Origin of the sequence: Clostridium puniceum (assembly GCF_002006345.1) — a bacterium.
Classification (GTDB): domain Bacteria; phylum Bacillota; class Clostridia; order Clostridiales; family Clostridiaceae; genus Clostridium; species Clostridium puniceum.
Genome location: NZ_LZZM01000227.1, coordinates 1 through 23,421, shown reverse-complemented (window position 1 = coordinate 23,421; position 23,421 = coordinate 1). Strand labels below are relative to the sequence as shown.

Here is a 23,421-nt window from a genome sequence, read left to right as displayed (position 1 = left end):
AGGATCAAACTCTCAATTAAAAGTTTAATCTTAGCTTACTCAAATAAAAATTGCTGGTTTACTTAAATGTACTTATATATTCTGTTCAATTTTCAAAGACCATTTGCTTTCACAACTTTCGTTGTAATTTTTTGTTGTCACCCTCAAGCGACTTACTTAGTTTATCACTTGATTTTGATATTGTCAACAACTTTTTTTAATCTTTCAAACTCTTTTTTTTAAAAGGTTTTTCTTAGATTTTTTAGTTGTCTACATCTCTTAGGGACGTTTTTTATCTTAACATATAATTTCTATGTAATCATGCAATATATCCTTATTAAATTCATTTATTGCATTATTACTCTATTTTACTCTCTTATGGTCAATTATTCTTATTATGACACGCTTGGCTCATATTACTTATTATTTTGCTAAACTGACGTGTATATACAGTTAAATCTTTAATAAAATAGAATGTGGATCCTTTACATTTTATACATACAAGCTTAACTGATAAAAACAATAATATGATTTAATTTGAATATTATGTAATTATGGAACTCTAACAATTAACTCTATATTTTGATTTGTTATAATAAAATAAGGCTTCTAACATATTGCTATTGTTAGAAACCTTATTTTTAATACATACTGTTAATATTTTATTCTTCTATATTATTTGCTTCGCTGCTTATATTATTATCTTCTTCACTATCATTGGATTGATCATCAGAATCATAGCTACTTAATATTTTGGCTATAGCAACTACTTTCTCATCTTCAATAGTTCTCATTAATGTTACACCCATTGCAGATCTACTAGTAACAGATATATCAGATACATTAATTCTTATGGCCACACCACTAGAGTTTATAAGCATTAATTCATCATCAACTTTACAGATTGTAGCTCCAGCAAGTTTTCCTGTCTTTTCACTAATTTTATAAGTTATTAATCCTACTCCACCTCTATTTTGAAGTTTATACTCTGAAATAGGTGTTCTTTTACCGTATCCATTTTCACTTATTACTAATAACTCTTCACCATCAACAGCTATATCCATACATACAGCTACATCATCTTCTTTTAAATTGATTGCTTTAACTCCAGATGCAGTTCTTCCCATAGATCTAACATCTTTTTCATTAAATTTAACAGCATAACCATTTTGAGTTACCACCATAATGTTAGCATCTCCATAAGTATTCTTTACTTTTAACAATTCATCTCCATCTTTTAAACTTATTGCAATTAATCCATTTTTTCTTAAATTCTTAAATTCACTTATTGGAGTTTTCTTTACAATTCCCCCCTTGGTTCCCATAAATAGAAAACCCTCTCTTTTTTCATCTGTTACTGTTAAAACAGTTTGAATTTTTTCATCAGGTTCTATTGCTATAAGATTTATTAAATTTGTTCCCTTTGCTTGCCTTCCAGCATCAGGAATCTCATAAGCTCTTAACTTGTATACTCTTCCCTTATTTGTAAAGAATAATACATCTGAGTGTGTCGATGTTATCATTAAATGATCAACAAAATCATCTTCTTTTGTTGTCATCGCTTGAATGCCTTTTCCACCCCTTCTTTGTGATGAATAAGTGTCTGCTAAAATTCTTTTAATATATCCAGAATTAGTTAATGTTATTACAACATCTTCTTCTTGAATTAAATCTTCAATATCAATTTCATTTACGATTTTTTCAATTTTACTTCTTCTTTCATCTGAATATTTAGTTTTTATCTCTATCAGTTCTTCTTTAATAACACCTAATAATCTTTCTTCGCTAGCTAAAATCGCCTTTAAATATTCTACTTGCTTCATTAATTCATTATATTCATCTTCGATCTTATCTCTTTCTAAACCAGTTAATCGTCTTAATCTCATTTCCAATATAGCTTGACATTGCTTTTCAGAAAGATTAAATCTTTCTATTAAAGTATTTTTAGCTATTTCACTAGTCTTAGAATTTCTTATTATACTTATTACTTCATCGATATTATCTAAAGCTATTTTTAACCCTTCTAATATGTGAGCTCTAGCTTCAGCCTTATCTAAATCAAATATGGTTCTTCTTGTTATTACTTCTTTTTGAAATTGTACATAATGTTCTAATATTTGTTTTAAATTTAAAACTTCTGGTTCATTATTAACTAATGCTAACATAATAACACCAAATGTATCTTGAAGTTTTGTATGTTTGTATAATAAATTTAGAACTATATTAGGATTTGCATCCCTTTTTAATTCAATTACAATTCTCATACCTTCTCTATCTGATTCATCTCTTAAATCAGATATTCCTGTAATCTTCTTATCTTTCACTAAATCTGCAATATTTTCTATAAGTTTTGCTTTATTTACTTGATATGGTATTTCAGTAACAACTATTTTATGCTTTCCGTTTTCCTCTTCAATTTCAGCATTTGCCCTTACAACTATTTTTCCTCTTCCTGTTTCATATGCGGCTCTAATTCCAGCCTTACCCATTATAGTAGCCCCAGTTGGAAAATCTGGCCCCTTTATTTTAGTCATAAGATCTAATACTGTAACCTCTGGATTATCAATAAGCATTACAGTACCATCTATTATTTCACCTAAATTATGCGGTGGAACATTAGTTGCCATTCCAACTGCAATTCCCGATGACCCATTAACTAAGAGATTGGGAAATCTAGATGGTAGAACTACTGGTTCTTTTTCTTCTCCATCAAAATTAGGCATAAAGTCAACTGTATTTTTATTAATATCTCTTAACATTTCGCTAGCAATTTTATTCATTTTTGATTCTGTATATCTCATTGCTGCTGCTCCATCACCATCAACAGAACCAAAGTTTCCATGACCATCAACTAACATATACCTCATTGAAAAGTCTTGTGCCATTCTTACTAATGCATCATAAACTGAACTATCTCCATGAGGATGATATTTACCTAGAACATCTCCAACTATTCTTGCACATTTTCTATATCCCTTATCTGGATATAATCCCAACTCTTGCATTGAATATAATATTCTTCTATGAACTGGCTTTAAACCATCCCTTACATCAGGCAATGCACGACCAACTATAACACTCATTGCATAGTCTATATAACATTTCTTCATTTCATTTTTAATATCTACAGATATGACTCTTCCTTCATTAAAATCCATGTATTTCACCTCATATTTAGCTTTAAATATCTAAATTGACAACATTCTTAGCATTTTCCTTTATAAATTCTCTTCTTGGTTCAACTTTTTCTCCCATTAAGATTGTAAATATTTCATCTGCAAGCATTGCATCTTCAATACTAGCCTTTAACAATATTCTTTTTTCTGGATCCATTGTTGTATCCCACAATTGAGTTGCATTCATTTCTCCAAGACCTTTGTATCTTTGAATATCAGTAGAATTATCTTTTCCGCCAATCTCTCCTAACACCTTTTCTAACTCACTATCTGAATAAGCATATATTTCTTTCTTATTTTTAGTAATCTTAAATAATGGAGGTTGTGCAATATACACATGCCCATCTTCTATTAATTCTTTCATATACCTATAAAAGAATGTTAATAATAATGTTCTTATGTGAGCACCATCAACATCAGCATCTGTCATAAGTATTATTCTATTATACCTAAGCTTTTCAACATCAAAATCTTTTCCTATTCCACCACCAAATGCTGTAACCATAGATCTTATAGAATCTGAATTTAATATCTTGTCTAATCTTTGTTTTTCAACATTCATTATTTTACCTCTTAGTGGTAAAATAGCTTGGAACGCTCTATTTCTTCCTTGTTTTGCCGATCCACCAGCCGAATCTCCTTCGACTATATAAATTTCACATTCTCTTGGATCCTTTGAAGAACAGTCTGCTAACTTTCCAGGTAATGCAGACCTCTCTAGTACTGATTTTCTTGTTAATTCTCTCGCTTTTCTTGCCGCATCTCTAGCTCTAGCTGCCATTAAAGCTTTGTCTATTATAATTTTACCTACAGCAGGATTTTCTTCTAGAAATATGCCTACATTTTCTCCTACAACAGAATCAACAATACCTCTAACTTCACTATTTCCTAATTTAGTCTTAGTTTGACCTTCAAATTGTGGTTCTTCAATCTTAACAGATATTACAGCTGTAAGACCTTCTCTTATATCGTCACCAGTAAAATTTTTATCATTTTCCTTTATGTACCCAAATTTCTTAGCATAATCATTAAATACTCTAGTCAATGCTGTTTTAAATCCAACTAAATGAGTTCCACCTTCAACTGTATCTATGTTATTTGCAAATGAGAAGATATTTTCAGTATAGCCATCATTATGTTGCATTGCTACTTCAACAGATATGTTATCTTTGACACCCTCGATATATATAGGTTCTTCTTGAAGAGATACCTTATTTCTATTTAGGTAACTAACGAAAGATTTTATTCCACCTTCGTAATGAAAAATTTCTTCTTTTAAACTTCTTTTATCAACTAATTTTATATAAATTCCCTTATTTAAGAAAGCCAATTCTCTTAATCTTTGTGATAATACTTCAAAATCAAATACTATTTCATCAAAAATCTCTGTATCAGGTTTGAAGTATGTCTTTGTTCCAGTTTCATCACTACTGCCTATATTAGTAACTTCAGTTAGAACTTTACCTCTGCTGTATTTTTGTTCCCATATAGATCCATCTCTTTTAACTGTAACTGTACATTCTTCTGAAAGTGCATTTACTACAGATGCACCAACTCCATGAAGTCCTCCCGAAACCTTATATCCTTCTCCACCAAATTTACCACCAGCATGTAATATTGTCATAATAACTTCAACAGTAGACTTTCCCATTTTAGGATGTATACCAACTGGCATTCCTCTTCCATCATCACAAACTATAATGGAATTATCCTCATTAATATCAACTTGTATTTTTTTACAGTAACCAGCTAATGCTTCATCAATGCTATTATCAACTATTTCATAAACTAAATGATGAAGACCTCTTGAACTCGTACTTCCAATGTACATACCTGGTCTTTTTCTTACTGCTTCTAATCCTTCAAGAACTTGTATCTGATTTTCATCATATTTTTTATTATTTTGTTCCAAATCAGAATCCTCCTAAACTTAATAAATATTTAAACTCATTACTTTTCTTAATATCTAAGAACCATAATCCATATCAGTTCTTTTTGTTAATGTTGTTGATGATATAGGTGAGAAGTATATCTTACTTTTGTTATTAACTTCTGCTATAATGAAAGACTTTGGTTGTTCATCCGTAATTCTTTCTACAAATCCATCTTCTTCTGCTAATCTTAAGAACTGTATCGTATCAGAACTATACATTGTATTTTGCAAATCGAATATTCCAATAATGTCTTTAATAGGGACTACAACATTTTCACCTAAATGTAAAAACACTAAATGTTCCTCCTTTAATTTAAAATTTGCCCATTCAATACATTAAATATCTTAGCTTTATCATCTAAATAATATCTTAAATCATCAATTCCAGTACATGTTATTATTGTTTGTATATCATGTATTGAACTTAATATATATCGCTTTCTATTATTATCAAGTTCTGAAAGAACATCATCTAATAATAAAACAGGATATTCACCTGTAGTTTCTTTAATTATCTTCATTGATGAAAACTTCATAGTTAAAATTGATGTTCGTTGCTGTCCTTGAGAACCAAATATTTTTGTATCAATATCATTTATAAAAACATTAAAATCATCTCTATGTGGTCCCACTGAAGTTATTCCCTTGTCTCTGTCTCTCAAAATATTGTCTTTCAATTTTTTATAATAATTATTTTTATAATCATCTAAATTAATAGTACAACTGTATTTAAATTTAATTTTTTCTTTTCCAGAAGTTATTTCATTATGGATATCACTCCCATAAAAGTTTATTTTATTTATATATTCTAACCGTTTTGAAATAATATAATCAGCATACTCAATTAATTGTATATCATATACGTCTAAAACATCTATATTAAAATTTTTGCTCTTTAATAAAACATTTCTTTCATCTAAAATTTTATTATATTGTACTAAGTTAAAATAATACTTTGAATTTAGTTGAGATAACTCCATGTCTAATAACCTACGCCTTAGACTTGGAGCCTCCTTTACAACCTTTAAATCTTCTGGTGAAAACATAACTACATTAAACGTTCCAAATAATTCACCAATTTTATTTATTTTAATATTATTTACTTTAATAGCCTTTTTCCCATCTCTAAGTATATTTATATCAATCTTCTTATCTAATCTATTTTTTCCAACTAATAAACTTATATATGCTTTATCTTTTGTCCAATTTATTAATTCTCGATCTTTTGAAGTTCTATGGGATTTTGCAAAGGCTCCATAATAAATTGCTTCTAAAATATTGGTTTTTCCTTGAGCATTATCACCTATAAATACATTAACACTTTTCTCTAACTTCAATTGTAAAATTTCATAATTTCTATAACTGATTAAATTTATATTTTTAATATACATAAAAAATACACCTACAACAATTATATCATAATAATAAAACGACAGTTTAATTTATTATTTAATAACTATTTATATTATTTCAAAATCTGAATCTTCGAAACTTACTTTATCTCCAACTTTTAATTTTTTTCCTCTTTGAATGCAAATTTCATTGTTTACTTTTACTAATTCATCTTGTATATATAGTTTGGCCTCTGAGCCCGAACTAACAATGCCTGCCCATTTAAGAAAAGCATCTAACTTTATCATTTCAGTATTAATCTTTATTTTGTTCATTTTTTTGCATAAATATTAAATTAATATTTATCCTCCTATCTCATTAATCTTACTGGTAAAACTAAATATTTTGCATTTTCATTATTTTTTTCTTCAATAACACATGGACTTATTCCAGAAGTCATCTTCATAACAACTTCACTATCTTCAACATTTTTCAATACATCTAACAGATATCTGGAATTAAATGCAATTTGTATTTCTTCACCTTGCAATTTTATTGTAATCTCTTCTCTCACCTTTCCCAATTGAGAATTAGATGTGATTATTAAATTATCTTGTTGCAACTCTAATTTTATTAAATTAGTATTTCCATCCTTAGCCATCAAAGAAGCTCTTTCTATAGCATTTTGTAATTCTTGTCTGTTAACATTAACTAATAATTTATGTTCTTGCGGCAATAATGAATTATAATTTATGAATTTACCTTCAAGTAACCTAGATATTATCTTAGTTTTCTCCAAATTGAACAATATATGATTATTTGTAAAAGTTATATCCACAATGTCATCAATATCTTCTAAAATTTTTGATACTTCATTTAAAGTTTTACCAGGTATTACAACTTCCATATCAATATCAGTATCTAAAAATTCACTTTTAATAGCTAATCTATACCCATCAAGTGCAACTAAATTTAAACTTTTATTTTTAATTTCAAATAATATCCCTTGAAGTATTGGTCTAGTTTCATCTTGAGCAATAGCAAAAGATGTTCCTTTTATCATATTTTTTAATATATTTTGATTTACTGATATTTTTAAATTTTCATTAACTTCAGGTAATGCAGGAAATTCACTTGTATTCATATAAACTACATCAAATACAGATTTTTCACAAGTTATTTTAATTAATTGATTTTCAATAGTTTCAATTTTTATAGTTGAATTAGGTAATTTTCGTATTATTTCTCCAAATATTTTTGCATCAATAACTATGCTACCTTCTCTTATTATTGTAGCATCAACAGATGTTTGAATACTAACATCCATATCTGAGCCAATAAGTGTTAATGTTGATTGATTAGTTTGAATATATATTCCTTCAAGTATAGGCATAGTTGATTTACCAGTTATGGCTTTTTGAACTATTGATATGCCTTCTAATATTTTTTGTTTTTCACATGTAAAAATCATTTAAAATCCTCCTTATATATTAACAGGTATCTAAAGACAATAATAAAGATAGATATATATTTTTATAGTAATAGTAGTAGTAGGGGCTGTTGATTTGTTGATAACCACTTCAATCTAAGTTATATCCACAAAAATATATTAAAAAATGTTGTGGATAAGTCAGTAACAAATTAATAAGGTTATCCACAACTTTCAACAGCATATATTTATAAAAATATTATCCACAAACTATTATGTACTTATTATATACAGTTGTTGATTAATTTTGAGTTACTTTTTTAGTAATTTCATTAATAGTATGTTGAAGTGAATCATCTGTTTTTAAACTTCCAGAGATTTTCTCGTAAGCATGTATAACAGTAGTATGATCTCTTCCACCAAATTCTTCTCCGATTTTAGGTAAAGACATGTCTGTTAATTTTCTACTTAAATACATTGCAATTTGCCTTGGATAAGCAACATTTCTAGTTCTTCTTTGAGACTTTAAATCTTCTACACGTAAATTAAAGTAACTAGAAACCACATCTTGTATAGAATCAATAGTCACATGTTTACCTTGTTTTTTAGAGATAATATCTTTTAGTGCTTCTGTAGCTAAATCGACTGTAACTTCCCTATTAGTTAGCGAAGAGTAAGCAATTATTCTTATTAATGCTCCTTCAAGTTCTCTTATATTAGATTTAATTTTAGTAGCGATATATCCCATAACTTCATTAGCTACATTTAAATTTTCAACATCAGCCTTCTTCTTTAATATAGCCATTCTAGTTTCAAAATCTGGAACTTGAATGTCTGCTATTAACCCCCATTCAAATCTGGAACGTAATCTATCTTCTAATGTTGGAATTTCTTTTGGTGGTCTATCTGATGAAAGTATAATTTGCTTATTTGCATCATGTAATTCATTAAATGTATGAAAGAATTCCTCTTGTGTACGTTCTTTTCCAGCTATGAATTGTATATCATCTATAAGTAAGATATCTACATTTCTATATTTGTTTCTGAACTCTTCATTTTTATCATCTTTAATTGCATTAATTAATTCATTAGTAAATTTTTCAGAAGATACATAGACTACTTTAGCATTAGGATTACCTTCTAAAATATAGTGACCTATTGCATGCATTAAGTGAGTTTTTCCAAGTCCAACTCCTCCATAAATAAATAATGGATTATATGCTTTAGCAGGAGATTCTGCAACGGCTAAAGATGCAGCATGAGCAAATCTATTACTGTTACCTATTACAAATGAACTAAATGTATATTTTGGATTTAATGTTGAAGACATTTCATCATTAACTACAATTGCCTTTGATGTTTGATTTGAAGTATTTTTTAGTTCATCTTTATCATAACTATCAGACATTATAATGAATTCAATATTATATTGTTTTGAACAGACTGCCTTTATAGAATTAACAACCAAATCTTTATATCGCTTATCTAAAATATCTTGAGTAAAGGAATTTGGAACGCTTATCTTTAGAGTATCAGAAGATATAGAAATAGGTTCACAGCTTTTAATCCAAGTATTAAAGCTGACTTCACTTAGTTCGCTTTTTATAATATCGAGGGTTTTACCCCATAAGTTTTTAAGATCGGTATCCATTTTCTTAGTCCTCCAATATTTTTATAAAAAATTTTTATGTATAGTTATGTACAGTTTATCAACATAAATATTAACATCTTGATATTATAGCCAAGATGTATATAAATATATCAACATGTTAATAATTATGTTGATGTATTAATTAAATATGTAATTAATAACAACCTATTAAAAAAGTTATAAACACGCATTAAAACAAGTCTTGATAGGATAAGAAGCATGTAGTAATCATAAAAACAAACAACTTATCCACAAACTTATCAACAGATGTGGATAAGTTATTTTATTAAGAAATTATTCACAATATAATACATATGATAACATAAGTAAAGATTCATATTCAATAAGTTATCCACAAAAATAAATATAAAAATATATTTATCAACAAATATTACCACCTTGACAGAAAATTAGTATGTATATATAATAAATAAGGTAAAATTTAAATCGCAAAGTATAGTTTTTGCTATAAATAATAAATTTAAGGGGGTGCATGTGCAATGTTCATGACTTATCAACCTAAAAAGAGAACAAGAAAGAAAGAACATGGATTCAGAAAGAGAATGAGCACTTCAGCAGGAAGAAACATTCTTAGAAGCAGAAGACAAAAAGGAAGAAAAAAATTAACAGCTTAAGGGCCGCTCTAAGTGGCCTTTTTTCTGCAAATGCAGAGAAAAAAGGAGTATAAAAATATCTATGATTTATAGATTAAAGAAAAATTTTGAATTTAAGATTATATATAGAAGAGGAAAATCATTTGCAAATGACCTTTTAGTTATGTATATATTAAAGAATAAAAAAAATAGAGATAGATATCTTAATGTTTACAATAAATTAGGTGTTTCTGTAAGTAAAAAAGTAGGCAATAGTGTCATTAGAAGTAGAAGCAAAAGACTAATAAGTGAAAGCTTTAGATTAAATGATGAGTTTATAACAAAAGGATATGATTTTATTTTTATAGCGAGAAATCCTATAAATGGTAAGAATTATTCTGATGTAGAAAAGGCTATGAAAAATCTATTTAAAAAGGCAGGCCTATATAATAAAAATGAAGAAAATGCTAATAAGTTTAATTAAATTTTATAGAAAATATATTTCCCCTGGAAGACCTTCGTGCTGTAGATTTACGCCAACCTGTTCACAATATGCTCTAGATGCTATAAATAAGTATGGAGCTATTAAAGGGAGCATTATGGCGGTTTACAGAATATTAAGATGTAATCCTTTTTGTAAGGGTGGGTATGATCCAGTAAGGTGAGGTATTAGGAGGTAGATATTTTAATGTTTCAGTCGATAGTCGATTTTTTGGGAAGCATATTTCACTATATATATAAATATATAGTAAATATAGGAATATCGGATGTTGGATTAGCTTATGTTTTAGCAATATTTACTTTTACAGTAATTATAAGAGTTTTAATATTGCCATTTAATATCAAAGCAGCCAAATCAACGCAAGGAATGCAAAAGATTCAGCCAGAAGTTAAAAAGCTTCAAGAAAAATATAAAGATGATAAAGAAAAATTAGGCGCAGAGACTATGAAATTATATAAGGAGAATAATGTTAATCCTGCAGGGGGATGCTTACCATCTCTATTACCACTACCTATATTAATGGCTCTTTATTGGGTGTTTATGGGTATTCAAGATGTAAATGGAGCATCATTCTTATGGATCCAAGATTTATTTTCTCCAGATAAATATTATATATTGCCAATTTTAGCTGCGTTATCAACTTATTTACCATCATATTTAATGACTAAGTCAACTCCAGCTCAACCTGGTGGAATGAATATGGGAACTATGAATTTAATGATGGCAGGAATGATGGGATTTATGTCATTAAATTTTAAAGCTATATTAGTTTTATATTGGATAATTGGTAATTTGATTCAAACTATACAAACTTATTTCTTAAATTATAGACCTGCAATGAGAGATGCTGAAAAAGGAAATGAAAATAGCCTTGAATCAGAAAAACCTTTTATGGCAGTTGAAGAGCCTAAAAATTTGGCTAGTAAAAAAAGAAAAAATAAAAAGTAATTTAAGTTTGCTTTGATATTTAGAGGTGGTGAATTAACGATGAAATCAATAGAAATAGAAGGAAAAACTGTTGAAGAAGCCTTGAATAAAGCTTTAATTGAATTAGGTAAAGATAAAAGTATGGTAGATGTTGAAATTCTTGATCATGGTTCAAAAGGGTTATTTAATGTTATAGGAGTTAAGCCAGCTAGGATTAAGGTTTCTAGTAAATATGATTATATTGAAGAAGCACAAGATTTTATCAGAAATATACTTAATTGTATGGAAATAGAAGCTAAGATAGATATTAAAGAAGAGAATGATATTATAAGAATCAATTTATCAGGAGATAAAATGGGCGTGATAATTGGTTATAGAGGAGAAACTTTAGATTCTATACAGTATTTAGTTTCATTAGTAGTTAATAAGGTACATGAACTTCCTCATAAAAAAGTTATACTAGATACTGAAAATTATAGGAGCAAAAGAGAGGAAACTCTCAAAGGTGTTGCGATTAAGACAGCTAACAAGGTTAAGAAGACATCTAAAGTATTTAAGTTAGAGCCAATGAATCCGTATGAGAGAAGAATTATTCATTCTACACTTCAAGGAAATGTTTTCGTTAATACATATAGTGAAGGTGATGAACCTTTTAGAAGAGTAGTAGTTGAATTAAAAAAAGATTTATAAAAAGAAAGCCTAAGGGCTTTCTTTTTAAATTTATAAAATAAAATTTTATAAATTTAAAAAGAAAAATTTTATTTAAGATAACTTTGACTAATTAAATTTTGTTATGTAAAATTGATATTAGTTTAGAATGGATGTTAGTTTAAGAAAAAATTCTTCTTGAATAATTAGGAGGACAATAAATGAAAGAATTTGATACTATTTGTGCAATTGCTACACCTATTGGTGAAGGTGGTGTTGCTATAATTAGAATTTCAGGTCAAAATGCTATAGGTATAGCTAGTAAGATATTTATATCAAAAAATAATTATGATATTAAGAAGATGCAAACATATACGATGAAATATGGAAATATTGTGAATTTAGAAAATAAAGAAGTAGTAGATGAAGTTATTTTAAGTTATATGAAAGCGCCTAACAGTTATACGGGAGAGAATGTAGTTGAAGTTAACTGTCATGGTGGAGTTGTATCAACTAATAGTGTATTAAATGAAATAATAAAAGCAGGAGCAAGACTTGCAGAACCAGGAGAATTTACCAAAAGAGCATTTTTAAATAGTAGAATAGATTTAAGTCAAGCAGAAGCTGTTATGGATATAATCACAGCTAAAACTGAATTATCTATGAAATCAGCAATGTTGCAAAGAAATGGTGCATTATCAAGGGAAATAGATGAATTAAGAAAATATTTATTAAATGTTTTAGCTTTAATTGAATATGCAGTTGATTTTACAGAAGATGATGAAGATGTTATTGATGATAATTTAAAATTTCAAATTAAAGACGGTATAGAAAAAACTGTTTTAAAGATAAAAAACTTATTATCAAATGCTGATGAAGGAAAAATTATAAGAGATGGTCTTAACATAGTTATTGTTGGTAAACCTAATGTAGGTAAATCGTCATTACTTAATGCGTTATTAAAAGAAAAAAGAGCAATAGTAACAGATGTACCTGGAACAACTAGAGATGTAATTGAAGAATATGTAAACTTTGATGGAATACCTATTAGAATAACGGATACCGCTGGAATAAGAGATACAGAAGATATAGTTGAAAAGATAGGCGTAGAGAAGTCAAAGGAAAAAATTGAAGAAGCAGATTTAATAATATTAATGCTTGATGCATCGAGAGAAATAGATTATGAGGATAAAGCTATAATTGATAAAATAAAGAATAGGAAGCATATAGTGTTATTGAATAAAATAGATTTAGATACAAAAATATCACAAGAAATTATATCTTACTTAAATAATAAGATTGATATATCTGCAAAGACTGGAATGGGAATTGATGAGTTAAAAAATACGATCAAGAATTTATTTTTCAATGGAGAAATAAACTCAGAAAGTCTAATAATTTCAAATACTAGACATAAGCAAGCTTTATACAGATCTTTAGAAAACTCCGAGGCAGCTTTAAGCAAGGTTAAGGCCAATGAATATCTTGATTTAATATCAATTTATATAACAGCAGGAATGAAAGCATTAGGTGAAATAACAGGAGATGAATTAGAAGAAGATTTATTAAATAAAATCTTTAGTGAATTTTGTGTAGGAAAGTAGGTAAAAGTAATGGCCGTAAATTATCAAGGTGGGCAATTTGATGTAATAGTTGTTGGGGCTGGTCATGCAGGATGTGAAGCAGCACTAGCTTCAGCAAGACTAGGACTCAATACTTTAGTGTGTACAATAAATTTAGATTCAATAGCACTAATGCCATGTAATCCTAATATAGGTGGTACTGCAAAGGGGCATTTAGTTAGGGAAATTGATGCACTTGGTGGAGAAATGGGAGTTAATATTGATAATACATTTATTCAGTCAAGAATGTTGAATACGTCAAAGGGTCCTGCAGTTCATTCATTAAGAGCTCAAGCGGATAAGAAAGATTATCAATATAGAATGAAGAGAGTTCTAGAAGAACAAGATGGTCTTAATATAAGACAAATTGAAGTTACAGAACTTATAATTGAAGATGGAAAAGTAGCAGGGGTAGTAACTAAAAATGGTGCTATTTTTAAATGTAAAGCAGTTGTACTTGCAACAGGCACATATTTAAAAGGTAAAATTATTATTGGAGAAGTATCATATAGTGGTGGGCCCAATGGTCTATTTCCAGCAAATGATTTATCACAATCCTTATTAGATTTAGGAATTACACTAAGAAGATTTAAAACAGGAACTCCAGCTAGAATAAATAGAAAATCTGTTGATTTTTCAAAAATGATAGAGCAAAATGGAGATGATAAAATAGTACCGTTCTCATTTATGAATGATAATTTGGAAAAGGAACAAGTCTCTTGTTATTTAACTTATACAAATGAAGAAACTAGTAAAATAATTAAAGAAAATATAGACAGATCGCCAATTTATAATGGAAGTATAAAGGGGGTAGGGCCAAGATATTGTCCATCTATAGAGGATAAAATAATGAGATTCCCTGATAAGCCACAGCATCAAATATTTATTGAACCAGAAGGCTTGGATACCTTAGAGATGTACGTAGGTGGATTCTCTTCATCACTGCCAGAAGAAGTTCAAATCAAGATGCTTAAAACTTTGCCTGGACTTGAAAATGTTGAAATGATGAGAACTGCATATGCAATTGAATATGATTCAATTGACCCAACTCAATTAAAACCAACATTAGAATTTAAAAATATAGAAGGGTTATATGGTGCAGGCCAACTTAATGGAAGTTCAGGATATGAAGAAGCAGGAGCACAAGGATTAGTTGCTGGAATAAATGCTGCATTAAAAATTAAAAGCGAAGAACCACTAATATTAACACGTTCTGATGCGTATATAGGCGTATTAATAGATGATTTAGTTACTAAAGGAACTAATGAACCATATAGAATGATGACATCTAGAGCAGAGTATAGATTACTGCTAAGACAAGATAATGCAGATTTTAGATTAACTGAGATTGGGAATAGAGTTGGCATAGTCACAAAAGAAAGGCATAATAAATTCTTGCAAAGAAAGCAAAATATTGAAACTGAATTAAATAGATTAAAAAATTTAAAAGTAACAAATAAGAAAGAAGTAAATAAATTTTTACTTTCTTTAAATTCAGCAGAATTAAGAAAACCAATAAGTTTTTATGAATTAATGCAAAGACCAGAATTAGATTATTTTGATTTAGCAGAATTAGATGCTGAAAGACCAGAATTGCCTTATGATGTTGGAGAACAAATTAATATACTTACAAAATATGAAGGATATATTCAAAGTCAGCTTGAACAAGTTTCTCAATTTAAAAAGTTTGAAAAGAAACTATTGCCTAAGGATATTGATTATAAGGATATTAAAGGTCTGAGAACCGAGGCAGAGCAAAAGTTAAATAATATAAGACCAATTAGTATAGGTCAGGCATCACGTATTTCAGGGGTATCTCCAGCAGATATTTCAGTTTTACTCATTTATCTTGAACATCATTATAATAAACAATCTTAGTTATTAATGGAGGATTTATGGATTTTTATGACTTAATGTCTAAGTCAGCAGAAGATGTTGATTTACAATTTTCAAAGGAACAATATGAAAAATTTATAATTTTTATGAGACTTCTTAAGGAGTGGAATGAGAAAATAAATTTAACAGCTATAGTAGATGAGGAAGAAATAATAAAAAAGCATTTTATCGACTCAATGAAAGCATTTAGAAGAGATGAATTTAAAAAGGCTAGTACATTAATAGATGTTGGTACAGGAGCAGGCTTTCCAGGATTGCCAATTGCTATTATGAAAGCTGATATACGTGTTACGTTATTAGATTCTTTAAATAAAAGAATTAACTTTCTAAATACAGTTATAAGTGAGTTAGGACTTTCTAATGTAATTACAATTCATTCAAGAGCAGAAGATGGAGCAAGAGACAAAAAGTTACGAGAAAAGTTTGATATAGCAACGTCTAGGGCTGTTGCTAATATGAGTGTATTATCTGAATTTTGTTTACCATATGTAAAAATTGGAGGAAATTTTATTGCATTAAAGGGACCTTCAGTTGATGAAGAAATTAAGGATAGTATGAATGGAATTAAGATTCTAGGTGGAGAATTTGTAGATATTTGTGAAGTTAGTATTGAAGGAACTGAATTAAGACACAATTTGGTTGTTGTAAAGAAAATAAAGGAATGTTCTAAAACATATCCAAGAAAAGCAGGTTTAGTAACCAAGAATCCACTTAAATAATATATAAAATAGAAATAATTAGACTATTTTCTTAAATATTACAAATAATGTAATATTTAAGAAGGGAAAATGTAGTTATAGTAGAATAAGTAACTAATAAGAAGTTAATGTGTTATAGTATTTTAATAAGGGATGGGTTGGAACATGAACAATGAAATAGTAAAAATAAATGTAGATAAAGTTATCCCCAATATTTATCAACCACGTAAGTATTTTAATGAAGAGGCAATTGAAGAATTATCACAATCAATTAAGCAATTTGGAATAATTCAGCCACTTACAGTAAGAAAAATGGGTGGAGTTTTTGAATTAGTAGCAGGAGAGAGAAGACTTAGAGCAGCTAAATTAGCAAATCTAGAAACTGTTCCTTGTAATATTATTGATATAACAGATTCTGAATCTGCTCAAATAGCTTTGTTAGAAAATTTACAAAGAGAAGACTTAAATTATATTGAAGAAGCAGAAGCATATCACAATTTAATTAATGATCATAATTTTACACAAGATGAATTAGCCAAAAGAATGGGAAAAAAACAATCTACAATTGCTAATAAACTAAGATTATTAAAATTAAGTTCAGAAGTTAGGGAACTATGTTTAAGAAATAAATTAACAGAAAGGCATTCAAGAGCATTACTTACACTTCCCAATGAAGAATTGCAATTAAGAATTGTAAAGATTGTAATAAAAGATGAATTGAATGTTAAGAAGACAGAAGAACTTATTAACAAAGAATTGCTTAAGTTAGCAGGAGAAGAATTAAAGAATAAAAAAGGGAAGAGAAGTATAAAAAGTGCCTTGCCAGCAAAGTTATACGTTAACACAATTAAGCAAGTGTTACAAAAATTTGATATACCAGCAGAGTATGCATGTAAGGAAGAAGAAGATTTTATAGAAGTAACAGTAAAGATTCCAAAAGTAAAGAAATAATATTAAGAGCTAATCAATCTGCTACATAAAAAGCACGTATAGTAACAATTATATATAGTTTATTCATCAGGATATATTAAAAATGATATTAATAATTTTTAATTAAGGTTGTAGGATATTACAACCTTAATTTTGATTATAGGCTAATTATAAAATTATATTATAAGTTTGTAATTATAATTAATTTTATTAAAGAAAATAATAGATAAAAACAATATGCAAGCAATTTTATTTATAGATTGAACTAGACATATTCTTATGGGTTTAATATATATGTAATATGAAATAAAGATAAAAATTCAAAATTTATAGATATAAATCACTGTTAATTTGCTTTTTTAAAACATAAATCTTTTATTATAGTAAAAAAATATATATAATATTATTATGGGAAAGGGGGAGCACTATATTATGAAAAAAATTTGTATTTTTAATCAAAAGGGTGGTGTTGGAAAAACAACTACCAATATAAATTTATGTGCTTATTTAGCAATGGAAGGATATAAAGTTTTAACTATAGATATAGATCCTCAAGGAAATACAACAAGTGGATTAGGACTAGATAAAAATAATTTAGAGTTATCGATTTATGACGTATTAATTTCTGATGCAACTATGAAGGAGTCAATAGTAAGAAGTGATTTAGTTCAAAATTTATTTATATCACCATCAACTATGGAACTTGCAGGGGCAGAAGTTGAACTTATAAATAAAAATGATAGAGAAAATATAATAAAGAATAAATTGAAAGAAATAGAAGATGAATATGATTATGTATTTATAGATTGTCCACCATCATTAGGAATATTAACTATAAATGCATTATCTTGTGCTGATTCAGTTTTAATTCCAATTCAATGTGAATTTTATGCATTGGAGGGCGTTAGTCAACTAGTTAATACCATACAATTAGTTAAAAAATCTCTTAATAAGGACTTATATATTGAAGGTGTGGTAATGACTATGTTTGATTATAGAACTAATCTTAGTAATGAAGTTTTAAAAGAGGTTCAAAAGTATTTTAAGGATAAAGTTTACAAAACAACAATTTCAAGGAATGTAAGATTAGCAGAAGCACCAAGTTTTGGATTACCAATAATGTTATATGATGAAAAATGCAAGGGTGCGGAAGCCTACGTAAAACTAACCAAAGAATTTTTGAGAAGGCAGTAGGTGATATAAATGGCAAAGAAATTTACTTTAGGAAAGGGATTAAGTGCACTTATACCAGAAGAAGCAGAGGAAAATGTGGAACAAAGCAGCAAGATGTTAATCTCGATAAATAAAATTAAAAGTGATGAAGAACAGCCAAGAAAATTATTTGACTCTGAAAAAATAGCTGAATTAGCAGAGTCTATAAAAACTCATGGTATAATTCAACCGTTGATTTTGCGAAAATGTATGGAAGATCAATATATTATAGTAGCTGGAGAAAGACGTTGGAGAGCTGCTAAGATGGCAGGATTAAAGGAAGTACCAGTAGTGATAATGGATTTAACTGATAGAGATATATTAGAAGTTTCTTTAATTGAAAATATTCAACGTCAAGATTTAAATCCTATTGAAGAAGCAATAGCATATAGAAAGCTATTAAATGATTTTAATATAACACAAGAAGAATTAAGTAAGCGAATTGGGAAATCAAGAGTAGCAATAGCAAATACAATTAGATTAACTAATTTAGATGATAGGGTTCAACAATACATAATTGAAAGCATTATTACAGAAGGTCATGGAAGAGCACTTCTTAGCATTAGTGATAAGCAAAAACAATATGAATTAGCACAACAAGTAATTGATGAAAAGCTGTCGGTTAGAGAATTAGAAAGAATGATAAAGAAAGTTAGTGAAGAAAATGAAAGAAATGATATTGCTGATAGTCCTAATGAATTAAATCCATACTATAAGGAAATAAAGAATCAACTTCAAAATTATTTTGGAACAAAAGTTAATATTTTAAATAAAAAAAATAAAGGTAAAATTGAAATTGAATATTATTCAGAAGAGGATTTACAAAGGATATTGGATATTATGAATATGGAATAATGTTTCACGTGAAACAATTATGAAAGGAATGGCAAGAAATTTGGATATACTAATTAATACAATTAATGAACTGATACCATATTTAATTATTGGAATGGCAATAATAATCATATTGTTATTTATAATGGTAATAGTTCTATTCAAAGCAGTAGGAAAAGTTGAAACCAGATATAGAAGATTAATGAAAGGAACTAGTAATAATAATTTAGAAGAAATATTATTAGAAAGACTAAGTTCTATTGAGCAAGCTAAAGAGGTTTCAGAAAAAGCATTAAAGGAATGTGAAAGACTAGAAATAAAGATGAAGGATTGTGTTCAAAAAGTAGCAATCATGAGATATAAGGCTTTTGAAAATGTAGGAAGTGATTTAAGCTTTTCAATAGCAATGTTAGATGACAAAAATGATGGAATAATTTTAACTGGTATATATGGAAGACAAGAAAGTACTACATATGCTAAACCAATTGATAAAGGAATATCAAGATATGACCTTTCAGAAGAAGAATTATATGTTTTAAATGAAGCATCAAATAAAGAAAGTAAATAATAGAGTGCTAAGCTAAGCTTAGCACTCTATTATTTTTCTAAAAAGAACTATAAAATATAAAGTAATTTTAGAAAAAAATATATATACATTTTAACACGTAATTTGTTTATTGCTTGAGTAGCAATTTTATTTATTATTCCAATGAAAGATTGTATAGCAACTCTAATTCTAACTAAAATTTTGAAGAATACATTATTTACTACTAAGGATTTTAGCCATCCCCGTCACGTCTCAATCAAACTAATATTAGGACTATATATGGAGGGAAGAAGATTAATACAAAGCCTATCTTTTATTTTTTTAAATGTTTATAGTATTTTAGTAGGATAAATTATAGCATTATCAAGAATCATAATTATTCTATCATTCAGGTAGTGTACAAGCATTAATTTAAAAAATTAAGGAATGCTTAAGCACCATATTTTTCATCTTAACAATATGCATGAGCGCTTATAATCTAATATTACTATTAATTTTATACCTACATTCTTCCAGTAAGTTAATATTTTCTTCTGATGTCCTTTTATAAACTAAGTCTTTTAGAGAGCTTGATTTTTCATTGATTCGTATTTAAATAAAATAGTATAAATTAAGCCATAAAGGTGTTTCTTTAGATTTCGAAAATTTATTGTTTTTTATCAATCTTTGTTACTCTTATATAACTCAAGTCATTACTATGTTTTATAGTAACATTAAAATTAGATTTAACCTATTGTTATATTAATTCTATGGTTCAATTTTTTCTTATTTAAAAGATTACCTTGTTATGATGCATATTTGTTATTACGTAAATAAGTTTTTTCTTCATCTATACTTAATTTCTTGGGTATCAAGTGGGTATTCATAGCAAGAATTTCTAACCAATTGATTTGTACATTTTAATATATTTGCTTACGGCATACTTTCAATCCTTCCATTTTTCTTATCATCTTATTTTTGAAACTTTAAAAATGTTTAGAACTATAGAATATCATTTATATTTTCTTACATTTTAAAGTTTTTTCATTATTGTTTCTAATTCGAATATTGCATTCTATGCCATTCAGTTTTAAATTCTTCATACTAATTACCTTACAAAATAAATTTAAATTTATTTTGTGTATATTTGTTAAATAATATAAATACGTGTTGATAAGCAATGAATTTTATTAATTAACTCGTTGTGCTATATAAATTTAATTCCTTTATGTGTTTATATTAACTTATTATGCTAATAAATTAATGTGCGTACCCATAAAAATCGTTTTAATTTTATAGATATATTATCCAAACTTTTAAATATCTGCTGCCTTAATTTCTTTGGTAACTGTATTTTACTATTATTTCTTTTTAAAGACACAAGGTTTATGTTACGTTCTAAATGCATTTCAGTATGAATACTGTTAACAGTATATCCTTTATCTCCAAGTATAGTTAGATATTTTGCATTATAAGTTAATTCCCATGGTGCTTCTTTATCATCAATACTTGCAGATGTTAATATGAAATCTGTTATATAACCATCAAATGTGATTAATGAGTGTAACTTAAATCCATAAAAAGTTTCCTTTTTGGAAGCACACTTACCGTACGCGGCATAGCACGTGAATGTTTTGTGAAATCTTGCTCTGCCAAATTTACAAGCATAAACTGGCATACTATCTACAATTCTAAAACAATCACATTGCAAGCCAATAAATTTTGTAAGATTATGTCTTATTAATTCTATTGTTCTATATAATGCCCTTTGGATTCGATTAAACCTAGTTCTGCTGCAAAAAATTTAGGAATAATTCCTTCAAATTCTTTTTACAGTATCCAGGCCAAGCTTTTTTAGAATCAATATACATAAGTTCACCAGAAAGCGAAAGCATTATTATTTCACTATCACTCATTATTGAATTTTTACGGTTTTTAATGTATGCTGCAGTTACTTCCTGGTAGATATCATCAACAATAACAAATATGATATTATAAAATCTTCTATAGTTGTGATAGGATCTGTTTTGTAAAGCTCTAGCATATATGTATTGCCCCTTCATTGGTTTGGTGGTTCTTGTCAATGATAGGGTAAGATACTGTGCTAGAGTTTTTCTATCTGTAAATCTTTCTAAAATTTCAACTAGCACTAAAACTTATATATGAAAATTATTAGAGGTGATTAATGTTTAGTATAAATTATAATATATTATTTATTCTTAGAGTAAAAACAGTAAGTGAAAATACAATTTTATAAAACTTGATAAAAATAAAAAAACATAATAGGAAATTATTATTGATAAAAGCAAAGAGATTTAAAAAAATAAAAAGAAATAGAGTCTAAAAATTACTTCATTATTTTATCAAGTTAGTAATTAAAAAAATTTAGTATCGTAGCAACAATACTTTGAAAATTAAAATACTATTATATAGCATATATAATGTTTTATTATTTTTGTAATATATAATGATTTAAATAAAAAGAAATTGTTTCACGTGAAACAATTTCTTTTTATACTTAGGAACAATTATTTAAAGCAGTAATGTTTCCGTTAATATAACTAAAAATAATTGTAAATTAAAATAATGATGAAGGCGTATTTATATATTAATTATTTAATATTAACAATATCTATACTATTATTATAATTTTTATATAAACTTTTAAGAATAAAATAATAGATACCTTTAGAAATAGAATCCGCTAAATTCATCACAGTATTTAATCGTGTGTTTTGTAACACTAAAAATTCAAAATTTCCGCATATATTAACAATACCAGTTATACTCATATCTCCAACTTCAGGAAGTTCTTTATTTAGCGCCAAACCTGGCATAAGAGGTTTCTTCTGTATAAATATTTTACCAATGTTATTTAAAGATCCCAAACATGAATCAATAGCAATTATATATGGATTCTGAAATTTAGATTTAATCTCATTTAAAACATTGACCATATTTTTAGCATGTATGGGATTTTCTAAGGTACCGTAAATATAAAAGATATTTTTTGAAAAATATTTTAACTTATATCCTACTAATGGACCAAGAGAATCGCCAGTAGATCTATCAGTGCCGATGCAGAAAAATATAATAGGACGATGAAGTTCAATTATTGGCTGTAATTCACTTAATAAATAATCGGTAATCTTTATATAGGACGTAAGAGAAGATGAATCAATAGAAAAAGTTTGACACATAAAAAAACCTCCTTTATTAAATTTATTTCCAATAAAGAAGGTTTTATTCATAATTATAAAAATATTAATAAAATGATTATAAAGCTAAATTTAAATTATTTTATTTATTAACTTGACTTGTGCATTAATTTGAGAAATTTTTCTATGGATACAAATCCATAAATTACTTCAACAAAATTTTACAAAAAAATAGCATAGATGCCTCAAATATGTTAGGTTTAAGTTGCAACACCAAACCTAAGGAGGTTAATCTATGCTGACAACAATATTAAACCAAAATGAATCAATAAGCAACTATATTTTAGAGTTAAATCTACCATATTCTTCTGCGTT

At 27.5% G+C, this 23,421-nt stretch carries 20 protein-coding genes and 1 pseudogene; 12 read left to right on the top strand and 9 right to left on the bottom strand.

Annotated elements, in window-relative coordinates:
• Positions 1-641: 641 nt before the first annotated feature.
• From gyrA to dnaA, 7 genes are all read right to left on the bottom strand, one after another.
• Entirely contained in the window at positions 642-3,137 is a 2,496-nt protein-coding gene (gene gyrA / locus CLPUN_RS24345; protein ID WP_077849798.1) for a DNA gyrase subunit A, read from the bottom strand.
• Between the two features lie 22 nt (positions 3,138-3,159).
• Positions 3,160-5,067: a DNA topoisomerase (ATP-hydrolyzing) subunit B gene (gene gyrB, locus CLPUN_RS24340; protein ID WP_077849797.1), complete on the bottom strand. Its 1,908-nt coding sequence runs from the start codon at positions 5,065-5,067 to the stop codon at positions 3,160-3,162.
• A gap of 54 nt (positions 5,068-5,121) precedes the next feature.
• Positions 5,122-5,382: an extracellular matrix regulator RemB gene (gene remB / locus CLPUN_RS24335; protein ID WP_077849796.1), complete on the bottom strand. Its 261-nt coding sequence runs from the start codon at positions 5,380-5,382 to the stop codon at positions 5,122-5,124.
• A gap of 14 nt (positions 5,383-5,396) precedes the next feature.
• On the bottom strand, positions 5,397-6,479 hold the full coding sequence (gene recF / locus CLPUN_RS24330) for a DNA replication/repair protein RecF (protein ID WP_077849795.1): 1,083 nt from the start codon (positions 6,477-6,479) through the stop codon (positions 5,397-5,399).
• A 69-nt stretch (positions 6,480-6,548) separates the two neighbouring features.
• On the bottom strand, positions 6,549-6,755 hold the full coding sequence (yaaA, locus tag CLPUN_RS24325) for a S4 domain-containing protein YaaA (RefSeq protein WP_077849794.1): 207 nt from the start codon (positions 6,753-6,755) through the stop codon (positions 6,549-6,551).
• Positions 6,756-6,790: 35 nt separating this feature from the next.
• Positions 6,791-7,891 (bottom strand): DNA polymerase III subunit beta, encoded by a 1,101-nt coding sequence (gene dnaN, locus CLPUN_RS24320; RefSeq protein WP_077849793.1) that lies wholly within the window; start codon positions 7,889-7,891, stop codon positions 6,791-6,793.
• A 259-nt stretch (positions 7,892-8,150) separates the two neighbouring features.
• Entirely contained in the window at positions 8,151-9,500 is a 1,350-nt protein-coding gene (dnaA, locus tag CLPUN_RS24315) for a chromosomal replication initiator protein DnaA (protein ID WP_077849792.1), read from the bottom strand.
• Positions 9,501-10,000: 500 nt separating this feature from the next.
• Between dnaA and rpmH the strand changes: the two genes are divergently transcribed.
• The 12 genes from rpmH to CLPUN_RS24255 all read left to right on the top strand — a co-directional run bounded on the left by rpmH (position 10,001) and on the right by CLPUN_RS24255 (position 19,930).
• Entirely contained in the window at positions 10,001-10,135 is a 135-nt protein-coding gene (rpmH, locus tag CLPUN_RS24310) for a 50S ribosomal protein L34 (protein WP_077849791.1), read from the top strand.
• A 61-nt stretch (positions 10,136-10,196) separates the two neighbouring features.
• Entirely contained in the window at positions 10,197-10,577 is a 381-nt protein-coding gene (rnpA, locus tag CLPUN_RS24305) for a ribonuclease P protein component (RefSeq protein WP_077849790.1), read from the top strand.
• Entirely contained in the window at positions 10,549-10,758 is a 210-nt protein-coding gene (yidD, locus tag CLPUN_RS24300) for a membrane protein insertion efficiency factor YidD (RefSeq protein WP_077849789.1), read from the top strand. Before rnpA ends, yidD begins: the two co-directional genes overlap by 29 nt.
• 23 nt (positions 10,759-10,781) lie before the next feature.
• Positions 10,782-11,543 (top strand): membrane protein insertase YidC, encoded by a 762-nt coding sequence (locus CLPUN_RS24295; protein WP_077849788.1) that lies wholly within the window; start codon positions 10,782-10,784, stop codon positions 11,541-11,543.
• Positions 11,544-11,582: 39 nt separating this feature from the next.
• Positions 11,583-12,212 carry an RNA-binding cell elongation regulator Jag/EloR gene (gene jag / locus CLPUN_RS24290; RefSeq protein WP_077849787.1) on the top strand — a complete coding sequence of 210 codons (630 nt, stop codon included), beginning with the start codon at positions 11,583-11,585 and terminating at the stop codon, positions 12,210-12,212.
• Between the two features lie 179 nt (positions 12,213-12,391).
• Entirely contained in the window at positions 12,392-13,774 is a 1,383-nt protein-coding gene (gene mnmE, locus CLPUN_RS24285) for a tRNA uridine-5-carboxymethylaminomethyl(34) synthesis GTPase MnmE (protein ID WP_077849786.1), read from the top strand.
• Positions 13,775-13,783: 9 nt separating this feature from the next.
• Positions 13,784-15,670, top strand: a complete 1,887-nt coding sequence (mnmG, locus tag CLPUN_RS24280) for a tRNA uridine-5-carboxymethylaminomethyl(34) synthesis enzyme MnmG (protein WP_077849785.1) — start codon at positions 13,784-13,786, stop codon at positions 15,668-15,670.
• A gap of 17 nt (positions 15,671-15,687) precedes the next feature.
• Positions 15,688-16,407: a 16S rRNA (guanine(527)-N(7))-methyltransferase RsmG gene (gene rsmG, locus CLPUN_RS24275; protein WP_077849784.1), complete on the top strand. Its 720-nt coding sequence runs from the start codon at positions 15,688-15,690 to the stop codon at positions 16,405-16,407.
• Positions 16,408-16,551: 144 nt separating this feature from the next.
• A complete protein-coding gene (gene noc, locus CLPUN_RS24270; protein WP_077849783.1) occupies positions 16,552-17,337 on the top strand; it encodes a nucleoid occlusion protein in 786 nt (261 codons plus the stop codon).
• 411 nt (positions 17,338-17,748) lie between these two features.
• Positions 17,749-18,510 carry a ParA family protein gene (locus CLPUN_RS24265; protein WP_077849782.1) on the top strand — a complete coding sequence of 254 codons (762 nt, stop codon included), beginning with the start codon at positions 17,749-17,751 and terminating at the stop codon, positions 18,508-18,510.
• A gap of 9 nt (positions 18,511-18,519) precedes the next feature.
• Positions 18,520-19,383, top strand: a complete 864-nt coding sequence (locus CLPUN_RS24260; protein WP_077849781.1) for a ParB/RepB/Spo0J family partition protein — start codon at positions 18,520-18,522, stop codon at positions 19,381-19,383.
• A gap of 40 nt (positions 19,384-19,423) precedes the next feature.
• Entirely contained in the window at positions 19,424-19,930 is a 507-nt protein-coding gene (locus tag CLPUN_RS24255) for a DUF4446 family protein (protein ID WP_077849799.1), read from the top strand.
• Between the two features lie 1,273 nt (positions 19,931-21,203).
• Here CLPUN_RS24255 and CLPUN_RS29755 read toward each other — a convergent pair.
• Positions 21,204-21,932 (bottom strand): annotated as a pseudogene (locus tag CLPUN_RS29755) (IS982 family transposase); the annotation flags it as partial.
• A gap of 568 nt (positions 21,933-22,500) precedes the next feature.
• Entirely contained in the window at positions 22,501-23,088 is a 588-nt protein-coding gene (yyaC, locus tag CLPUN_RS24240) for a spore protease YyaC (protein WP_077849778.1), read from the bottom strand.
• Positions 23,089-23,421: the final 333 nt, after the last annotated feature.

Bases quoted from the DNA above. Each gene is read 5' to 3' on its own strand.
- CLPUN_RS24260 (WP_077849781.1), top strand. From the start codon at position 18,520: ATGGCAAAGAAATTTACTTTAGGAAAGGGATTAAGTGCACTTATACCA.
- CLPUN_RS24295 (WP_077849788.1), top strand. From the start codon at position 10,782: ATGTTTCAGTCGATAGTCGATTTTTTGGGAAGCATATTTCACTATATA.
- rsmG (WP_077849784.1), top strand. From the start codon at position 15,688: ATGGATTTTTATGACTTAATGTCTAAGTCAGCAGAAGATGTTGATTTA.
- mnmE (WP_077849786.1), top strand. From the start codon at position 12,392: ATGAAAGAATTTGATACTATTTGTGCAATTGCTACACCTATTGGTGAA.
- yidD (WP_077849789.1), top strand. From the start codon at position 10,549: ATGAAGAAAATGCTAATAAGTTTAATTAAATTTTATAGAAAATATATT.
- mnmG (WP_077849785.1), top strand. From the start codon at position 13,784: ATGGCCGTAAATTATCAAGGTGGGCAATTTGATGTAATAGTTGTTGGG.
- rnpA (WP_077849790.1), top strand. From the start codon at position 10,197: ATGATTTATAGATTAAAGAAAAATTTTGAATTTAAGATTATATATAGA.
- gyrA (WP_077849798.1), bottom strand. From the start codon at position 3,137: ATGGATTTTAATGAAGGAAGAGTCATATCTGTAGATATTAAAAATGAA.
- dnaA (WP_077849792.1), bottom strand. From the start codon at position 9,500: ATGGATACCGATCTTAAAAACTTATGGGGTAAAACCCTCGATATTATA.
- jag (WP_077849787.1), top strand. From the start codon at position 11,583: ATGAAATCAATAGAAATAGAAGGAAAAACTGTTGAAGAAGCCTTGAAT.
- noc (WP_077849783.1), top strand. From the start codon at position 16,552: ATGAACAATGAAATAGTAAAAATAAATGTAGATAAAGTTATCCCCAAT.
- CLPUN_RS24265 (WP_077849782.1), top strand. From the start codon at position 17,749: ATGAAAAAAATTTGTATTTTTAATCAAAAGGGTGGTGTTGGAAAAACA.
- yyaC (WP_077849778.1), bottom strand. From the start codon at position 23,088: ATGTGTCAAACTTTTTCTATTGATTCATCTTCTCTTACGTCCTATATA.
- rpmH (WP_077849791.1), top strand. From the start codon at position 10,001: ATGTTCATGACTTATCAACCTAAAAAGAGAACAAGAAAGAAAGAACAT.
- dnaN (WP_077849793.1), bottom strand. From the start codon at position 7,891: ATGATTTTTACATGTGAAAAACAAAAAATATTAGAAGGCATATCAATA.
- recF (WP_077849795.1), bottom strand. From the start codon at position 6,479: ATGTATATTAAAAATATAAATTTAATCAGTTATAGAAATTATGAAATT.
- yaaA (WP_077849794.1), bottom strand. From the start codon at position 6,755: ATGAACAAAATAAAGATTAATACTGAAATGATAAAGTTAGATGCTTTT.